Origin of the sequence: Chromohalobacter canadensis (genome assembly GCF_034479555.1) — a bacterium.
Classification (GTDB): Bacteria; Pseudomonadota; Gammaproteobacteria; order Pseudomonadales; family Halomonadaceae; genus Chromohalobacter; species Chromohalobacter canadensis.
Genome location: NZ_CP140151.1, coordinates 2,013,925 through 2,031,672, shown reverse-complemented (window position 1 = coordinate 2,031,672; position 17,748 = coordinate 2,013,925). Strand labels below are relative to the sequence as shown.

Genomic DNA, 17,748 nt, shown 5'->3' with positions numbered 1-17,748 from the left:
GCGTTCAGGGAACAATTTTGGGGGGTAATTTGCGAGTGCACAGGCGTGCAGTAGGTAAGAATTTTTTGAGAGAGGCCGTATTAGCACGGCGATTTTGGCTTGCTGGTTGTTTCTCATCGTCAGCTGCGATGAGGGCGCATAGGCCCCGTAACAGTGCCGATCGTAGCGGCAAAGATGCCAAACGACAACCCGCATTATCCGAACCACTTGTTATCGTTAATACCAAGAAACTACAGATGGCTTCTGGGCGAGGGAACGAGATAGCACAAAGTGCACTTTTTGATCCTACAGGTTCAGTTTGTCGACCCATAGGCATGCGGTTGGGCTAGTTATTTGGGAGAGTTTTGCAGAAAGTCGACCAACCTAACTTCTAGGTTAAAAAAGTGATCTTTGTGATCAGTTTTTTCTAACACGCTGATCAAAGTGCCGAGCGACGAAGCCTGCTGCCTGCATCCCCTTGATACAAGGTTCGACAAAACTGCTTGGCATACCGCTTGGGCCGCGCCATTAGGTGCCCCCCAGAGATGCACAGACTATAGTGCAGGCATCAGGAAGATAGATTGAAACGACGCCCCCCATCAAGCGATGGACCGCGAAGCGCAAAGCGTCCCTGGTCATGGACAACCTCAAGGACAAGGTCACGGTCGCGGAGGTCGTGCGACAGCATGACCTCACCGTTTTCGAGGTCGAAGACTGGATCGATGAAGCCCAGCGCAACATGGAGAACGGGGGCAAGGCCCGCCCCAAGGATATCCGCGAGCAATACGAGTCCGACCTGCCGGAAACCAAGGAGGCGCTGAGCGAGGCCCAGAGATCATGGTTCTTGTAAGGGCTTTTCCATACTTCACGCTGCCACTGGAACGAATCACCACCGTTCTTCTCGGCGGCTAACGCCTTTTCCGCTCGATGGCCATGTGCTGGATGAGCTCCAACTGCTCCACTGGCCGCGGGATCAGATTCCAATCACTGCGGCGTGCATCGGAGACATCACAGGCGGCGCCATCAGGCCGTCACGCAAGGACGACCTTGCCACTACCCAGCTTCAAGACGCCGTCCCACGCGAACTCCGTGTCCTGTGACGAGCGCTCGACCATCAGGTCGTCCAGTAGGCTGATAAGAGCATCGCGCAGCCCACAGGCCTTGAGTTGCTCGTAGCCCTCATCCTCAAAGAACGGCGTCGCCACGTCGAGACGCCCTTCATCGTCCAGAGCACCAAAGATCAGTTCCCCACGAATCTTTTGCGCTAGTGGGTATCTTGATACCAGCTCTCTCATCCGGCTCAGCTCATAATCGGTCGCTTTCATGCAGACCTCCCTGTCATTGATTGCTGCCAGCGTTTCACGCCAGGCTCTCGGCACAACCAATTCCGCGGCAGCTATTGAGCCTAAGCCTCCAGAGCCTTGGCCAGTTTGTCTCCATCTTTCAGTAACGTCAGCGTATGCACAAAGCGTATCTTTCGGCCTAGCGCCTGCTGGATGTCCTTGGCAGACACAGAAGCGCCCAGGCGCTTGAAGTCATGAAGACGCTGGTAGTAGGTCTCATCCTTTCGTCCTTCATGAGGAGCCTTTTCTACATCGCCGCTGGCGACTCCGTATGCGACAACACCCTTTCCCGACTCATATAGGAAGACCACGTCACCAGAGCGGATACGCTCGATCTTCTGCTTCCAGCCATTTTCGAATGCCGCAGCGACCTGCTCCTCCAGCATCATCTGGTGGTCTTCCACAGAATTTGCCTTGTTAGTGTTCAGGAGGTAGTAGTTCTTTCCTTGAGTTGCGATGGCACTGGAGCCGGAAAGCCCCGCCTCCTGATTAGAGGTCCCGGCATCCTCCTGCCGGATTCGCTGCCAGGCCGGTATCAGGTACTCCTCTACCAGGTCATGAAGGATCTCTTGGCGTGTACAATCCATGTGGTTAGCGAGGTCCTGTATCGCGGCCTCTTCCTCTTCCGACACCCGAATGGTCATGCTGACCATGTTCCTGCTGCGCTTACGCTTTTCTTCTAGCCTATTGATGAAATCCTGGACTGACATTTTATGAACCTCATTTAGAATCTAATTTGAATCTAAAAATAACATAATCTGCCATCTCCCTGGAGGTCAAGCCTCAGGTGTCGAAACGACACTTTCACAGACGGGTCTCGCCCAGCTCACATACTGGTAGAGGGTCTGCCGACTTGCGCAGTGTCTTTTTCCTAGTGAAGGAAAGGCCTCCATCACGCCGTTCCTACTGTAGGAACGGCATTTATGCCATCAGCTCCTCTTGGTTATCGCTGGCAGTCAATTCGAAGCCAAGATAGGACATAGGCATGTGAGAATTAAAAGGTGGATGGTATAAGTAAGGGCAGTGATATTTATGTAAGTGTATTACTATTGACGTAAGGGTAGGTGTTCCCCATACTGAATCCCATCATGACAGAGGACTCTCTTATGGCACGTACACGACACATGCATCAGCGTATGGGGCAGCGCGGCGTCACCAGCCGCCTGGCGGACCTGACCAGCCAGTACGGCATTGATAATGGCGACCGCACCGTGCTGGATCGCAAGAACGTCGAAGAACTCGTGGCGGGTATGGATGCCCTACGGAAGGACTTGCTCGCGATCCATCAGAAAGGCGGACTGGTCGTCATCGAGAGTGGCGAGGCGCAGATTACCGTGTATCGCCACGATAGCTATAACCAGAAAAAGAAGGCGACCTATGTCCAGCACTGAGCGTAATCGCATGCTCTCGCCGTTAATGGACGCGCTAATCGGCCAGGGCCTGAAAAACGATGTCATCGTCCAGCATGTGTCTCTGCTGGTGGCCTGGGCCTGGTGCTTTCGCCACCGGCCAGAACTCGGTCTACCTGACCCCAAAGATCGCCCCGGCATCACCGTGGCCATGCAAACGATGCGTAAAGCGCTAGAAGCTGCCGGCGGCTCGTCAAACGTGGCTTCGGACTTCCTGGAAATGAACTGCACGGGCCGGACCGTTCAGGATCTTCAGGACATAGTGGCCACCCTGGAGTGGCCTGATGTCGAGAGTCTGGTAACAGCGATCGCCAGCCTGGCCGAGCACGCGCTGGGGCAACACGCTGGGCAGCCCCCTCTTCCCCTGGAACTGGCCAAACTGATGGTGAGACTGGGCCAGACGACCGGGCAACGGGTGCTCGCAGCTTACCCCATGAGTGATCTGCCAATGGCGTTGGCGGATGAGGCTGCCGAACGCACCTATGCCAGCACATTGCAACCTGCACTGTCCGAGGCCCTGGTGCTGATTTGTGACGCTGTGGTGGCAGCACAAGACCATGGGACTCAAGGGCCTCATGCCGATGTGGTGCTGTCCGTTCCTCCGATGGGAGCCAAGGTCTCTTCCGCAACGAGTGCTGGCAAGCCGCGGTCTCGCCGCTCCGATGCCGTAGGCCTCCAGGAAGCCTGGGAGCGCTCGACCAGCCGGTCTGTTGTCCTGGTGCTGGGGAGTACGCTTTTCGAAACTACTGAGTATGGCTTGAGAGAAGGGCTGGTCCGTGACAATGCCATCGATATGATCATTCAGCTTCCCGGGCAGGCTCTCTTGAACACCAATGTTCCGCCAGTCCTGGTCGTGTTGGATCATCAGCGAGAGCCAAAGGCACCTATCTCTTTTGTGGATGCTTCTCGGTTGGTGCCCGAAAACGCTAGGCAGCGTAGCAAGCCACCCCATCGGAGTACCGAGTTCTGGACGGATCTAACGAAACTGCTGGATCAGGAAGTCGATGGACAAGCCTCTCGATTGGTCACAGTCGCTGAGATCGAGAGCAACGACTTCGACCTGTCCGTCAATCGTTATATCCGTGGAGATGCGACCCAGAAGATTACAGATCTCGGAAAAAGCCACGAAATGCATCGTTTGGCGGATATCACTACGAGCATCCGTGCCCAGACCCTGAAAGGCGAAGAAGGGGAGGATGGTAAGCGCTTCATCGAGATCGGCGGCCGCGACATCGATGCCAGCGGGCAGATCCACATCGAGGAACCTCGTAAGCAGCTACAGGTAGCTGGGCGCGCGCGCAAGCGTGCAGAGCAACAGCTGCTCCGGCCAGGCGACGTGCTGCTCATCAGCAAGGGCAGCATCGGACGGGTCGCACTGGTAGGAGATGACTGTGGCGATGATTGGATGGCCGGCCAGGTCTTCCTGATCATCCGCACCCAAGAGCGCGGTGTGGTGAAGCCTGAATACCTTTACCGCTACCTGGCTTCTCCCATGGTGCAGCAGTATCTGAGTGAAATCGCGAGCGGGACGGGCATTCCCATCCTCAAGTCCAATGACATCAAGAATCTACCGGTGCCGATACCTAGTCTGGAAGAGCAGGAGCGCGTGATCAGCGTGCACCGCCAGATCATGGAAGAGTACGAAGCCATCAGGACGCACCAGGCCCAGATCGAAGAGTTGTCGCAGCGGCACTGGGCCATCTGACAGAGCATGGCGCTGTCAGGCACACTACGGATATAGCAAAAAGGACTGACATGATCACAGGCGAATTGAAATCCAAGGTAGACCGCATATGGGACACGATGTGGTCCGGTGGGGTCTCGAACCCACTCACCGTCATTGAGCAACTGACCTACCTGCTGTTCATCAAGCGACTGGATGAACTGCATACGCTCAAGGAGCGTAAGGCGGCACGTACCGGGGCGAGCATTGAGGAGCCCATTTTCGAGGCGGGACAAGACCATTTGCGCTGGTCTCGCTTCAGTGAGACTGCGCCCGAGCAGATGTTCAACACTGTCCGCGATGAGGTGTTCCCCTTCATCAAGACCCTCGGCCAGAAAGGCGACGCTGACGGCGAAGAGGGCTCTACCTACACCCATCACATGAAGGACGCCCTGTTCCTGATGCCCAACCCGCGGGTGCTGGCCAACGTGGTGGACCAGCTCGACAGCATCGACATGAGCGATGCGGATACCAAAGGCGATCTCTACGAGTACATGCTCGGCAAGATCGCCAGCGCCGGGCAGAACGGTCAGTTTCGTACCCCTCGGCACATCATCAAGCTGATGGTGGAGATGACCGCGCCGACTCCTAAAGACGTGATCTGTGATCCAGCCTGTGGCACCGCAGGCTTCCTGATCGCCGCCTCCGAGTACCTGCGTGAGCACCACAGCGGCGAAATCTACCGGGACGCGACCTCTCGCCGACGCTTCAACGAAGGGACCTTCCACGGCTACGACTTCGACTCCACCATGCTCCGCATCGGCAGCATGAACATGCTGCTGCACGGTGTGGAGAACCCCGACATCAGCCACAAGGACTCGCTGGCTCAGGCGGACGAGAACGATGCCGAGAAGTATTCTCTGATCCTCGCCAACCCGCCCTTTGCTGGCAGTCTAGATTTTGAGTCGACGGCGAAAGATCTGCTGCAGACCGTCAAGACCAAGAAGACAGAGCTGCTGTTCCTGTCACTGTTCTTGCGCCTGCTGAAGACCGGCGGCCGTGCTGCAGTCATCGTGCCGGATGGCGTGCTGTTCGGCTCCAGCAAGGCGCACAAGTCACTGCGCAAGATTTTGGTCGAGGATCAGAAGCTGGATGCCATCATTTCCATGCCGTCCGGTGTGTTCAGGCCGTACGCCGGTGTTTCCACGGCCATCCTTCTCTTCACCAAGACCAACTCCGGCGGTACCGACCGAGTCTGGTTCTACGACATGAAGGCCGATGGCTTGTCGCTGGACGACAAACGCACTCCACAGCCGGACAAAAGCGACTTGCCCGACATCATCGCCCGATGGAGAAACCCCGCGCAGGAGATGGGCCGCAAGCGCACCGAGCAGAGCTTCCTCGTGCCCAAGGAGGAGATCGCCAGCCACGACTACGACCTCTCCATCAATCGCTACAAGGAAGTCGAATACGAAGCGGTTGAGCATGACTCACCGCGGGAGATTTTACAGCGCTTGGCGGAGCTAGAAGAGGAGATCGCTGAAGGGCAGAGGGAACTTGAGGAGATGCTGTGATGGCCTTTCAGAGAGTGCCTTTTCTAGATATTTTCAAGGATGCATCCGGTGGCAACATCAAGACACCGAACAATGAGTTTCTGGATGAGGGAGATATCCCGGTTGTAGATCAAGGTCAGAATCTCGTTGCTGGGTATGTCAATGACAAGTCTAAAGCCTGTAAATCCTCACCGCCAGTGATCGTCTTTGGCGATCATACGCGAGCTATAAAATATGTGGACTTTGAGTTTGCCATGGGGGCGGATGGCACAAAAGTGCTGGTCCCGAAGATCGAGGCAGATCTAAAGTACCTATTCCATGCGCTTAAAAACATCGACCTCCCTAGCGCGGGTTATAGCCGTCATTACAAGTTCCTAAAAGAGACAGAAATTCCGCTCCCGCTCTTAGCCGAACAAAGGCGCATCGCGGCCATTCTCGATGCAGCAGATGCTCTGCGCGCCAAACGCCGCGAAGCCATTGCTCAGCTCGACGCTTTTCTCCAGTCTACTTTTATCGAGATGTTTGGTGACCCGGCCACCAATCCAAAGGGGTGGGAGACTCGATCACTGGGTGAAATTCTTAAGGTAAGAAGTGGTGATGGACTAACTGCTAAAGAGATGGCTCCAGGTGGGCTATTTTCGGTCTACGGTGGCAACGGAATTAATGGCTATCACGACAGATACATGTTTGAAGAGCCTAAAATAATACTTGGGCGCGTTGGTGTTTATTGTGGTGCCATACATCTTACCAAGCCAAGATCCTGGGTAACTGATAACGCTCTTTACGTGCGCGAGCTTCTTCTACCTATCGACACTTTGTATTTAGTCGAGGCGCTGAAGGCTGCTAATCTCAATCAATATGCTAGCCAAGCCGCACAGCCCCTGATCTCGGGGGGGCGCATTTATCCGGTAAGGATTAGCCTGCCTCCCCTTGACCTTCAACGCCGATTCGCCGCCATCGTCGAATCAGTTGAAAAGCAAAAAGCCAGAATGCAGGCCCATCTTGCCGAGCTGGATGCTCTGTTTGCCTCACTCCAACACCGTGCTTTTAACGGAGAGCTGTAACCGATGACCAATTTTGCCTTCCTGCCACGCGAATTCAGTACCGTCGCCGAGTCCGCTACCCGGGCGGAAGGCTATATCGTCGGTGATCCGCGGGCGTCCTGCTTTCACGCCCGCTTCGCACTGGAGGCGGCCGTGCATTGGCTCTACCGGCACGACGCTGTGCTGCACATGCCCTACGACCGCAACCTTGGCGCACTTCTCCACGAGCCGAGCTTCCAGAATCTGCTGCCGCAGGCGGTGTTTCAGAAGGCGCGGGTGGTCCAGAAGATGGGCAACCAGGCGGTTCACGAAACGCGACCGGTGAAGGAAAGTGATGCTCGTCAGGTGGTGAAGGAGCTGCATCACCTCTGCTACTGGCTGACGCGCACTTACACGCCCGAGGCTTCTCGCGACGGTGCCGCCTGGAAGGATGAGAGAGTTCCTCAGCCTATCAGCCATGAGGACGTTGTCCCGCGTCAGGAGTTGGAGGCGCTGGAGAAGCAACTGGCCGAGCAGAACAAGACGGCACTCAAGCAGCAGCAGGAGCGCGACGCGCTGGATGCCGAAGTTCAGCAACTGCGCGAGCAGATCGCCGAAGCGAGAAAGGCGGCCGAGCAACAGCCGGACACGCACGATTATTCCGAAGCCGAGACGCGGGACTACCTGATCGATGTCGAGCTCCGCCGCGCCGGCTGGCCGCTGGAGAACCCCGAGGACCGGGAGTATAAGGTCAGCGGGATGCCCAACAACCAGGGTGTGGGCTACATCGACTATGTGCTTTGGGGTAGCGACGGCAAGCCACTGGCAGTGGTGGAGGCGAAGAAAACCACGGCAGACCCGAAAAACGGTCGTCAGCAGGCCAAGCTCTATGCCGACTGTCTGGAGAACCTGCACGGCCAGCGTCCGCTGATCTTCTATACCAACGGCTACCAGACTTGGCTCTGGGATGACGATTTCTATACCCCGCGCAGCGTTGCCGGTTTTTACAAGCAGAGTGAATTGGCGAGCCTGATTCGACGGCGTGAAAAGCGCAGAACTCCAGGTGCTCTCGCGGTCAAGGATGAAATCGCTGGCCGCTACTATCAGAAGCGTGCTATCGCCAGTATCTTCGAGCAGTTCGCCAAGGCGCGGCGCAAGGCCCTGCTGGTGATGGCCACAGGCACCGGCAAGACCCGCACTGCTGTCGCGCTGGTGGATGTACTACAGCGGGCTGGTTGGGTGAAGCGCGTACTGTTTCTGGCCGATCGCGTCTCGCTGGTCAACCAGGCAGCCAATGCCTTCAAGGCGCACCTGCCGGAATCCAGCCCCGTCAACCTGGTGACCGAGAAAAACACCGAAGGCCGGGTTTACGTCTGCACTTACCCGACCATGATGGGGCTGATCGATGACACTCAGGGCGATGAGGCTCGCTTTGGGGTGGGGCACTTCGATCTGGTGATCATCGACGAGGCACACCGCTCGGTGTATCAGAAGTACGGCGCGATCTTTCGCTACTTCGATTCCCTGCTGGTCGGTCTAACCGCCACACCGCGGGAGCAGGTGGATAAGAATACCTACGACTTGTTCGAGCTGGAGCCCGGCGTTCCGACCGATGCCTATGAGCTGGACCGTGCGGTAAAGGACGGCTTTCTGGTCCCGCCCAAGGTTCAGCAGGTGGATCTCAAATTCCCGCGGGAAGGGATCGACTACGAGGATCTTAGCGAGGAGGAAAAGGTCGAATGGGAGGGCCTCGACTGGGGAGATGAGGCGGAAGAGGCCGGCATGCCAACCGAGGTGAACGCCTCCGCCATCAATAACTGGCTGTTCAACACAGACACCGTAGACAAGGTGCTGAAGCACCTGATGGAGAACGGTTATCGCGTTGAAGGCGGCGACCGTCTGGCCAAGACCATTGTTTTCGCCCGCAACCACAAGCATGCCGACTTCATCGAGGAGCGCTTCAATCACCACTACCCGCACTACGCCGGCCACTTCGCCAGGGTCATCGACAATCAAGCCAAGTATCCGCAGAGCCTGATCGACGACTTCTCCCAGCCGAACAAAACGCCGCACATCGCTCTTTCGGTGGACATGCTGGATACCGGCATCGACGTGCCGGAAGTCGCCAATCTGGTGTTCTTCAAGCCAGTGTTCTCAAAGATCAAGTTCTGGCAGATGATCGGGCGCGGCACACGGCTCTGCCCCGGTCTCTTCGGCCCCGGTGGGGAAGAGGATGACAAGCAGGATTTCCGTGTATTCGATTTCTGCTTCAACTTCGACTTTTTCCGCGAGAACCCGGAAGGCATCGAGGCCACTGGCGGTGTCCCGCTGAGCACGCGGCTGTTCCGCTCCCGCGTGCAACTGCTCAGCCACCTGCAGTCGGTCCCGGACCTGGATCCCGATAGCGCCCTGGCCTCCAGCCTCGCCAAAGGTCTGCATGGCGAGGTGGCTACCATGAACCCGGACAACTTCATCGTGCGGATGCACCTGGAGTCGGTGGAGCGGTTCCAGGATCGCCAGGTGTGGGACAACTTGGGGCCAGAAGAAAATGAGATCCTGCTGAACGAGGTGGCTGGGCTACCCAGCGAGCAGGAGACCGATGATATCGAGTCCCGGATGTTCGATCTTACCGCCTTGCGCATGCAGCTGGCGCTGATCGAGGCGGACGCCGGTAGCTTCGACAGGCTGCGTCGGCGAGTCATCGATATTGCGGCACTGCTGGAGGAGAAGACCAGTATTCCCGTGGTCAAGGAGCAGCTTGGCTACCTGCAGGCACTGCAGGAGCAGGAGTTCTGGGAAGGCATCAACGTCGCGATGTTGGAGGAGATGCGTCTGCGGCTGCGGCAATTGGTGCCGTTTATCGACAAGAAGAGCCGTGAGATCGTCTATACCGACTTCAAGGATGAGGTGCTGGGCGTGCGAGATGAGCCGGTCTTCGAGATGCCCAAGATGACTAGTGTACAGTACGCCAAGAAGGTCGAGGCTTACCTTAATAATCATCTCAACAACATCGTGATTCACCGACTTCGCACCAATCAGCCGCTGACAGCGACCGACTTGGAGAGCTTGGAGGCCACGTTGAAGCAGATCGGCGAGGATGATGGCGAAACGCTGTTGGCAAATCTCCTGGAACAACACCAAGCCCCTTCGCTAGCGCATTTCATTCGCGGGTTGGTCGGCCTGGATCGCGAGGCCGCTCAGGCGGAGTTCTCTGAGTTTCTCTCAGACCGCAGCCTTACATCGTCACAGGTGCGATTCATTGAAACAATTATTGATCAGTTGACATCACGTGGGGTGATGGAAGCCAAAGCGCTGTATGAGCCACCGTTCAGCCACCTGCATACCGGCGGACCTGATGCGCTGTTTGCGGGGAAGGAAAATGTCGTCGATGGCATCTTTGGCGCGCTGGAGGCCACCAAGCCGAAAATCATTACCCAAACTGGGTAATGATATTTTCTGCGCTTGCGCCGTCTACGATCGAAAACCTGCTGGGCTTGGTGATGCAAGTTGTGAGCTATTTGCTAACCCTGGCTCTCTTGGAAGAGAGCCAGCGGGAGGAGCCGCCTCAGTGAGTGAATGAAAGGTGTGCCTTGAAGAACAAAAACTCAGGCCTGTGGCGAAAAGCTCTCCCTTTCTTCTAGTAGTCCTGGCCAATGCTCCCGAATAAGCGCTTTTGTCAACTGCTCGCCCCGCAGGCTCAGTTTCTCGATCCACTCATCAGGCATAGCTGAAAAGTTAGTGGGATAATCATGCGTATCTTCACGCGTAACTAGGTCTTTCGGCGGAAATTCAAGACGGCAGTCACTCTGGCCAAGATAAGGCACAAGAACATTTTGAAGATGCCCTGAACTGCAAAGATCATAAAGACGCTTCGTCGCTGCGTTCTGTGCCCGATTATGAACACATGTAAAAGCACTTGAAAACCTGGAAAAGAATGACTGACTGGGCGGATCAAAGCGTAACCCATAACCGGCGCGGCAACAGATAATCGAATCTATATCCGTGACATTGAGGCTGACTTCCGGGTGGCGATCAGGCCATAAAGGCGCAAGGCCAAGATTATCGTAGACGCCGCCATCTGTCAGCGTCACTCTTTCAACACGGCGGGAGCCATCTTTTTTATCAAAGGCCAGGTTTTCATCTAATGCCGGCAGAGCTATAGGATAAGCAGCGGAAGCTGTCACAGCCTGCGCTAATGTCACATCGTTTTTTGCAAGCTTCCCAAACCGCCAGCTTCCTGAACTTTTCGGTGAGTAGTAAAAAGCAGACCCTGTACGAAGATCGGCAGCATTAACAATCAAAAGCGGCCCCTTCGGACACAGATCAGAAAGACGTTTTCCTTTAAAAACCTCTTCATCAAAAACACGGCGAAGAATGGTTGTCCTACTAGCAAACCGCCTCATGGGCGCTCCCATTGTCGTCACACGCCACTCATGGCGCCGTGCTGGCGGGATAAGAAACGAAAACAGCCATGTCACCCGTGACACCAAAAAGATAAAACTATTCACGATAAAGAGCAAAGCCCAGCAATAGACAGCGCGGAGCCCTTCTGTGGTCGTCAGAATTTTTTTGATAGAAGGTTTGACAAGTCCACGTGACAGGATACCGCGCACTCTGGTTTCAAAGTCGGAAAAAGATCCTTGATGCTCTGCATATAACGTGCCGATCACGCTCCCGCCAGAGACGGTAGACAGGACTTTGACCTTATCCATGACCCCTAGCTCATGTAGAGCCCGCAGGCAACCGAGATGAAATGCTATCGCCCGTGATCCGCCACCTGACAGAGACAGCCCTATCTTCGGTGTACTCATAGCCTCACTTCTCCCCTATATGTCGGGTCCCGTGTGATTGACTACCCGCTTGGTAAATAACTCAGGACGCTTGGTCTGCCATTCCTTCATCATCGCAATCGGTGATTGATGGTGCAGCGCCTTCTGCGGGATGTGGTGATTGTACAGCCAGGTGTAGCGTTTGAGCGTCTGCTCCAGGTCCTCGCCTGAGGTATAGCGCCGAGTCGCCAGCACATCGCTGATACGGCCGTTGAAGCGCTCCACCATGCCGTTTGTCTGCGGTCTTCCCGGCTTGATCAGACGGTGCTCGATACCAAGGGCCTGGCACTCTTGGTCAAACGGGTGATTCCCGCTGGGCTTGCGCTCCCCCGCCCGCGTGAAGCGATCGGTGAATGACTTGCCGTTGTCGGTCAGTACCGTCTGGACCTGGAAGGGAGCCTTCTCCTCCACCCGCTTCATGAACGCCCGCGCATCCTTCGCGGACTGGCTGCGTCTCACCTCCAGATGGACCCAGCGCGTGGCGCGATCGATGGCGACGTACAGGTAGCGTTTTTGCTCCTCATCGGGCATCCGGGGCAGGTGCTTGATGTCGATGTGCACGTAGCCCGGCTCATAATCTTTGAAGGGCTTGTGCCGGGGTTTCTCATCGTCGCCCGCGTCCCGTCTAGACAGCTCTGCCAGTGTCGGCACCTCGCGCCGCTTGAGCATGCGATGCAGACCAGAACGCGACAAGCCAGGATTGAGGAACTCACGCGCCACGACGAGCAGATCATCCAGGCCGAGGCGCAGGAATTCGCGCGCCGCGATCAGCACCTCTTCCTGTTCGGAAGTGAGCGTGGCCAGCAGGTTGTGACGCGTGTGCGGTCGGTCCTGGACATCGTCACGGTACCGCCAGCGCCGGATGGTCGAGACGGCGACGCCGTACTGGCGTGCTAGCTCGCTGTCGCTGATGCTGGAAGGCGCTGCCTGGATCTCGGCCCGGATCTTCGGAGTGGTGGTCGCCTGTTTATGTAGCTTGATGTCCATATCCTTGCTCCCGGATGAACTGGTGAAGAAGCTCCTTGGCGGCCAGCAAAGGATAACTTCTATAGCTCATCTGATCATCCGGGACCCTACACCTATACGTACCCTGCTGTTTTGCCGCTCATCAACCTGCTCTGCATCGGTATTGGCCAGAATAATGCTGATGTCGTGCTCCCCAGCGATAAGCATCAGTGCCGGCAACGTATCCATGTCAAATACTGTGGCCAGCCAGTCCATTTGCACTAGATCCGTAGGACTTGGTGCTGACTCTGATCCCGGAGGGTGAGAATGCCATTCACCAATATAACGGACCTGCCCCCGCGTCCGCTCTGATACATAGTCAAGATAACCCTCTACACCGGACATGCCACGCACAAATCCGGTAGCGCTGCCCTTACTGTCCGCAGGCGCAGGAGCTGCGTTGACCAGATGAATGCATTTCGCCGGTATATCCACCACGCCGGAAAGCACGCCGCCGGTTTCTGCGGGAAGCTGGTCGTCCCGCATCACCTGTATGCGCTCGATGAGCCCATGATCGATAGCGATGGTCCAGTCTCCGGCTTTAAAGCGCTTGACCGGTTCAGCTGCGCTTTCTACAAGTGTGACGGCACCGGCCTCTGACATCGACCATATCCGGACCGCCCCTGCATCCTGATCGACTGCCCGTCCGAAGCCGCTGGAGACAAGCCCACTCAAGGCCACCACACGCGACTCCGGGATCAGGTTCGTGATCGCCCGACATGCTCCGGTGTAGGCATATGTACCGTCTCCAGCACTGAGATGCCCATTCAGCCGGTCATCACGGGCGACAAGGCCAAGATACTGTGCTTCCAAATCGCGTAGGGTTACCGAGCGGTCTGCCGGCTCGGCGATCAGCACCGCAGACTCGCCGGAGGGATTGAAAAAAACGCTTGCACGCCGGGCTGACGTTGAATGGTCCGAGAGGTAACGCGCCGCCAAGACGGATGCTGTGGCATCGATGATGATGTCAGCGCTTCCGAGCGTGCGGTCAATCTCTTCACGGCAATCGCCTGCTGTCATCACATCGGCGGCAAGGCCGCGCGCGACCTGCCCGCTTTCATGGATGGTGTTTTCAAGCTGTGCGGCAACCAGCTCGGCTTTGCTTTTGGTAACGTCACAATCACGGCCCGTGTGCCGCGCAATGTTGTGGGGCAACAGCCGGTCATCGTCGATCACCGTCCAGGAAAACCGTCCTTCCCGACCAAGGCACTCTGCAACATGCGAGCCGATAGCCCCTGCCCCCACCATGACTGCCTTGCGCTCATCAGTGTTGTGCCTGCCGCTTAGCTGGGTTGCAAGCCGGCGGTCAAACTCGTAGTGGATTTCTGCCGACTGCGCCGTGATGGCGCGCAGTGTGTCCGTCTCCTGTGGGCCCGGGACTACCGCACTGGTGTAGCCTACCCTGCTGCCTTCATCACTGCGCTCGGCCTTGAGCGCAATGCCAAGCGCCACGGCAATGTCGCCAACCGACTGATCGGTTACGAAAGCGCGCAAGTCAGTGCCGTCCTGCGGCGAGCCGTCAGGAGCGATCACAGGCATTTCCACGATAACGGCAAAGCGCGACAGAACGCGCCACGGCACCTCTTCAGCCTGAAGGACCCACTCTGAAAATCGGGTTCGCAAATCCTTGAACAGGTCTATACCCCGGACCTCAAGCATGTCCGCAAGGCTCCCCAGCGTTTCGGGCGCAAACTGGAGACGCCGCATATTTTCTGGCGGGATACTGTATGCAATGAAGCAGATCGGCTCTATCTGTTCGTTTGGACGCTCGCCGGGCTGCGCCGGACGCACACGCAGAATCTGCCCTTGGTCGGCATCGTGCAGCGCGACCAGATCAAGCTCATCTGCACGGTGCAGGACATCGCGCGAGATGATAAAGCTCAGCAGACTGCCGAAAAGCAGAGGGTCAAGGGGCTGACGCGCATCATGCAGCTCCCCGTGCCCTGCACGCTTTAACCAGGAGAGGATACGCTCGACCAGTTCCGCAGTCGTCCAGGTAAGACGCGCTTCAGCCCAGGGACGGTCATCGATACAGATAGCTCGTGGAATACCTTCAGGCGTGAGTTGTTGGTGCTCCGTATCAGGGAAGTCCGCACGCAGCATGAAAACGAGCGGCATGCCCTCATCATGGGTAAAAAAAACGCCGACACGCTCCACGCGCTTGATCGGATGGGCACTTTTCTGCGGCCTGCCTGTCTGAAAATCAAGAACGACAATTTCGCGCTCCTCGCCCCGGCGCCCTTCAACTATGGTGGCGAGATGGCCGGCGTATTGCTCAACGAAAGCGACAAGGGCCTGGGCTGCCGGATAGGTGAGATCCGTGGCAGCCACTGCTTCTCCGCATCCATTCAGCCAAGCATCAATATCCATCAACCGGCCCTCGGCGTTTCAGCAGCCGCAGTACTGCCAACCATCGGTGCCGCGAGTTTCAGCGCGATGCCCTGGGCGGTAATCATATAGGTAAACGGCTTGGGACTTGCCTTCGAGGGCTTTTCCATTGTCACCTCAAACTCACCTTCGCAGCCCTTGGAGATACGCCGGTGATAGTTCGCGGCCTGCCGGTGGGGCGGTTGATCGTTATTATCATCCGCTGCCCCCTTTGCCGGGATGGGACAAGAAGGTGACACGATGCAGCTACCCTCCTCCCGCTGATCCTCGAACAGCCAACGGACATCAGGATCAGGAACAGTCTCATCAGTGCCCTTATCCGGTCCGAGCGACAGGTAGGAGCAGTGATGCGGGAGCTTCATCATATCCCAGCGCAGCCGATCCGCATTGCCGTGCCTTCGGGTCGTTCGCACGATCTGGGAGAGTATTTCGTAGGTCGCATCCGATCCAAGGAACAGGCGCGATTCGGTGCCGGCTTCCTGAAACGTCGCATGCATCACGATCGAATCCTCGTTCCGGGACACCACGGTATTCTCATCCTGACGCCAGCCAAAAGGACTGTGAACGAAAAACTCAACTTGTTCGGGGCCATCCTTCTCATAACCGGGAACAAGCTCGCCGGCGTCGACGATCAAGTGCTTCCGCTTTTCGAAGTTGAGGCCTTCGTCCTCAAGCCATTTCTTCAGTCGTCCTGGCCGGGAGAACACTCTCACACCCTTGCCCTCGCGCAGGCGGTGCCGCGCTTCGGCGCGGACAAGCCGGGCATCGTCCTTCAGGTTCTCCTCCAAGATCGCTGCCGCCGGCACCCAGAGCTCGTTGATCTTGATGCGACCTTCGCCTTGGTAAGCCTTGGCATGCTCAAGCCAGAAGAAATCGCCGAACCCCTTACAATGATCCGTGTCCGTGTGGGTGATGCAGACGGCGTCGAAATTGTCGCGTCCTGCCCTATTCAGATCTCGGCGGAGCTCTGCGGGTAGGTCACAGCGCTTGTCCTGGGGATCGTCACCGCTACGCATCGCTGCGTAATCAAAGAGGATCTTGCGTCCGTCCGCAAGGTCGAGACGCAGCGTGTCTGCGTTGCCGAGAGGAAAGAACTCAATACGTGTTGTCATGTGGTGCCACTCCTAGTCTGTAGATATCTTGCTGAGCCGGTTTAATGCTTCTTGTCCCGTGGCGGAAACGGATCGTTGCCCGGCGCCACCGTGTCCGAGTCCCGCCATTTGCCATCACGACCCTGGATGCGAACCTCTCCGCCACCGGCGAAGCGCACAGACCGCTTGGCGCTCTGTTCAGCCGTACCCTGTGTCCTGTGCACGCTATCCGGCGTGGCAACACCAGCCCTTTTCACTGCCCACGCCTTGCCATGCTTGGCGACGTACCGATCCTTCCCCGCCATAGCGACCTCCGATTTCCGTTGACTGCATCTCACCGATAGTATAGAAACTATACGCATCGCTTTTCGATGTCAATATAGTTTCTATACCCATCAAGGAGTCACCAGTGAGCGAAGGTTCATCAGGCTTACGCTGGGGGGTCGAAAGACGCCTCAGATTCATAGAGTTCCGGCTGTACTGGGAGGGCGGGATCAACCGCGGCGACATTATTGGATTCTTTGGCGTGTCCGTGCCGCAAGCGTCCAAGGACCTGAACCAGTACCAAGAGCTGGCCCCCGGCAACATGGCGTATGACAAGAGCGAGAAGCGCTATTTTGCAGCCGATACCTTCCAGCCCCGCTTTCTGACGCCAGAACCGGACCAGTACCTCTCTCAGCTGCGCCAAATCGCCGAGAAAGACAAAACAGTAGATGAAACATGGCTGTCGAATCTGCCGAACGTTGACTGCCTGCCCATACCCCACCGCAGGATCGACCCTGAGGTGCTGCGCACGATACTATCGGCGGTTCGCAACAGGGGCGCTATTGAGATTCATTACCAATCCATGAATCCGAACCGCCCCGATCCCGTGTGGCGTGAGATCTCACCACATGCACTGGCAAGTGACGGCTTCCGCTGGCATGTCCGCGCCTACTGCCATATAGATCGTAAGTTTAAAGACTTCTTGCTTTCTCGTTGCCTTGATTGTCGTAAAGCCGGCGAGGCTAAAGCGGCTGCTAGAGATGACCAGATGTGGCATACTATTTTTATAGTTAAACTAATGCCAAACCCTGCGCTTTCAAAGTCGCAGCAAGCCATTATCGCTTCTGACTACGCCATGGATAATCTTGTGATTGACATCCCAATAAGAAAGTCATTCTTATATTATTTCAAGAAACGTTTGCGTCTGGATATAGCTGATAAGGGTGACTGTCCGGAGGAGGCTCCAGTAGTAATTGCAAATCGATATGAATTCGAAAAAACTTTGCAGGAAGCTTACTTATAACCCCTAACCCTCACAGTTTTTTATTTCTCAGAATCTCATAATCGACATTATAATTACAGTGCAATAGTAACGGGTTAGCATCTCTTCGGGCCTTCCCTTCATCCTGGCGACGAGGCGCCAGGATGTCTATGTGCGGGCGAACGATGGCTCTCGGCACGGAACTAGAATTTAGGGGTAT

14 protein-coding genes are annotated in these 17,748 nt (G+C 56.5%); 7 read left to right on the top strand and 7 right to left on the bottom strand.

Annotated features, from left to right (window positions below):
* Nucleotides 1-559 precede the first annotated feature (559 nt).
* Nucleotides 560-829 carry a transposase gene (locus SR908_RS09690; RefSeq protein ID WP_322527397.1) on the top strand — a complete coding sequence of 90 codons (270 nt, stop codon included), beginning with the start codon at nt 560-562 and terminating at the stop codon, nt 827-829.
* Nucleotides 830-1,010: 181 nt separating this feature from the next.
* Here SR908_RS09690 and SR908_RS09685 read toward each other — a convergent pair whose 3' ends face one another.
* Nucleotides 1,011-1,304, bottom strand: a complete 294-nt coding sequence (locus SR908_RS09685) for a hypothetical protein (RefSeq protein ID WP_246925961.1) — start codon at nt 1,302-1,304, stop codon at nt 1,011-1,013.
* A gap of 80 nt (nt 1,305-1,384) precedes the next feature.
* Nucleotides 1,385-2,032, bottom strand: a complete 648-nt coding sequence (locus SR908_RS09680; RefSeq protein WP_246925958.1) for a hypothetical protein — start codon at nt 2,030-2,032, stop codon at nt 1,385-1,387.
* 396 nt (nt 2,033-2,428) lie between these two features.
* On the opposite strand from SR908_RS09680, the gene SR908_RS09675 reads away from it, so the two are divergent.
* The 5 genes from SR908_RS09675 to SR908_RS09655 are packed head-to-tail and all read left to right on the top strand — an operon-like array spanning nt 2,429 to nt 10,416.
* Nucleotides 2,429-2,713 carry a hypothetical protein gene (locus SR908_RS09675; RefSeq protein WP_246925954.1) on the top strand — a complete coding sequence of 95 codons (285 nt, stop codon included), beginning with the start codon at nt 2,429-2,431 and terminating at the stop codon, nt 2,711-2,713.
* Entirely contained in the window at nt 2,700-4,436 is a 1,737-nt protein-coding gene (locus tag SR908_RS09670) for an N-6 DNA methylase (RefSeq protein WP_246925948.1), read from the top strand. Before SR908_RS09675 ends, SR908_RS09670 begins: the two co-directional genes overlap by 14 nt.
* A 50-nt stretch (nt 4,437-4,486) precedes the next feature.
* Nucleotides 4,487-5,968: a type I restriction-modification system subunit M gene (locus tag SR908_RS09665; RefSeq protein ID WP_246925942.1), complete on the top strand. Its 1,482-nt coding sequence runs from the start codon at nt 4,487-4,489 to the stop codon at nt 5,966-5,968.
* Entirely contained in the window at nt 5,968-7,011 is a 1,044-nt protein-coding gene (locus tag SR908_RS09660) for a restriction endonuclease subunit S (RefSeq protein WP_246925938.1), read from the top strand. The genes SR908_RS09665 and SR908_RS09660 overlap by 1 nt, the downstream gene beginning before the upstream one ends.
* A 3-nt stretch (nt 7,012-7,014) precedes the next feature.
* The gene (locus SR908_RS09655; protein WP_246925933.1) at nt 7,015-10,416 is read left to right on the top strand and encodes a DEAD/DEAH box helicase family protein; all 3,402 of its coding nucleotides are present in this window, start codon (nt 7,015-7,017) and stop codon (nt 10,414-10,416) included.
* Nucleotides 10,417-10,574: 158 nt separating this feature from the next.
* On the opposite strand, the gene SR908_RS09650 is transcribed toward SR908_RS09655, so the two are convergent.
* The 5 genes from SR908_RS09650 to SR908_RS16760 all read right to left on the bottom strand — a co-directional run bounded on the left by SR908_RS09650 (nt 10,575) and on the right by SR908_RS16760 (nt 16,587).
* Entirely contained in the window at nt 10,575-11,780 is a 1,206-nt protein-coding gene (locus SR908_RS09650; protein WP_246925931.1) for a patatin-like phospholipase family protein, read from the bottom strand.
* A 15-nt stretch (nt 11,781-11,795) separates the two neighbouring features.
* The gene (locus tag SR908_RS09645; RefSeq protein ID WP_040245075.1) at nt 11,796-12,785 is read right to left on the bottom strand and encodes an IS481 family transposase; all 990 of its coding nucleotides are present in this window, start codon (nt 12,783-12,785) and stop codon (nt 11,796-11,798) included.
* Nucleotides 12,786-12,851: 66 nt separating this feature from the next.
* Complete coding sequence (locus SR908_RS09640) at nt 12,852-15,173, bottom strand: ThiF family adenylyltransferase (RefSeq protein WP_322527343.1); 2,322 nt, start codon at nt 15,171-15,173, stop codon at nt 12,852-12,854.
* Nucleotides 15,173-16,303 carry a ComEC/Rec2 family competence protein gene (locus tag SR908_RS09635; protein WP_246924529.1) on the bottom strand — a complete coding sequence of 377 codons (1,131 nt, stop codon included), beginning with the start codon at nt 16,301-16,303 and terminating at the stop codon, nt 15,173-15,175. Before SR908_RS09635 ends, SR908_RS09640 begins: the two co-directional genes overlap by 1 nt.
* Before the next feature lie 41 nt (nt 16,304-16,344).
* Nucleotides 16,345-16,587 carry a DUF2188 domain-containing protein gene (locus tag SR908_RS16760; protein ID WP_378075794.1) on the bottom strand — a complete coding sequence of 81 codons (243 nt, stop codon included), beginning with the start codon at nt 16,585-16,587 and terminating at the stop codon, nt 16,345-16,347.
* A gap of 104 nt (nt 16,588-16,691) precedes the next feature.
* Here SR908_RS16760 and SR908_RS09630 point away from each other — a divergent pair, with 104 nt between their 5' ends.
* Nucleotides 16,692-17,570 (top strand): helix-turn-helix transcriptional regulator, encoded by an 879-nt coding sequence (locus SR908_RS09630; protein ID WP_246924526.1) that lies wholly within the window; start codon nt 16,692-16,694, stop codon nt 17,568-17,570.
* The last annotated feature ends 178 nt before the right edge of the window (nt 17,571-17,748 follow it).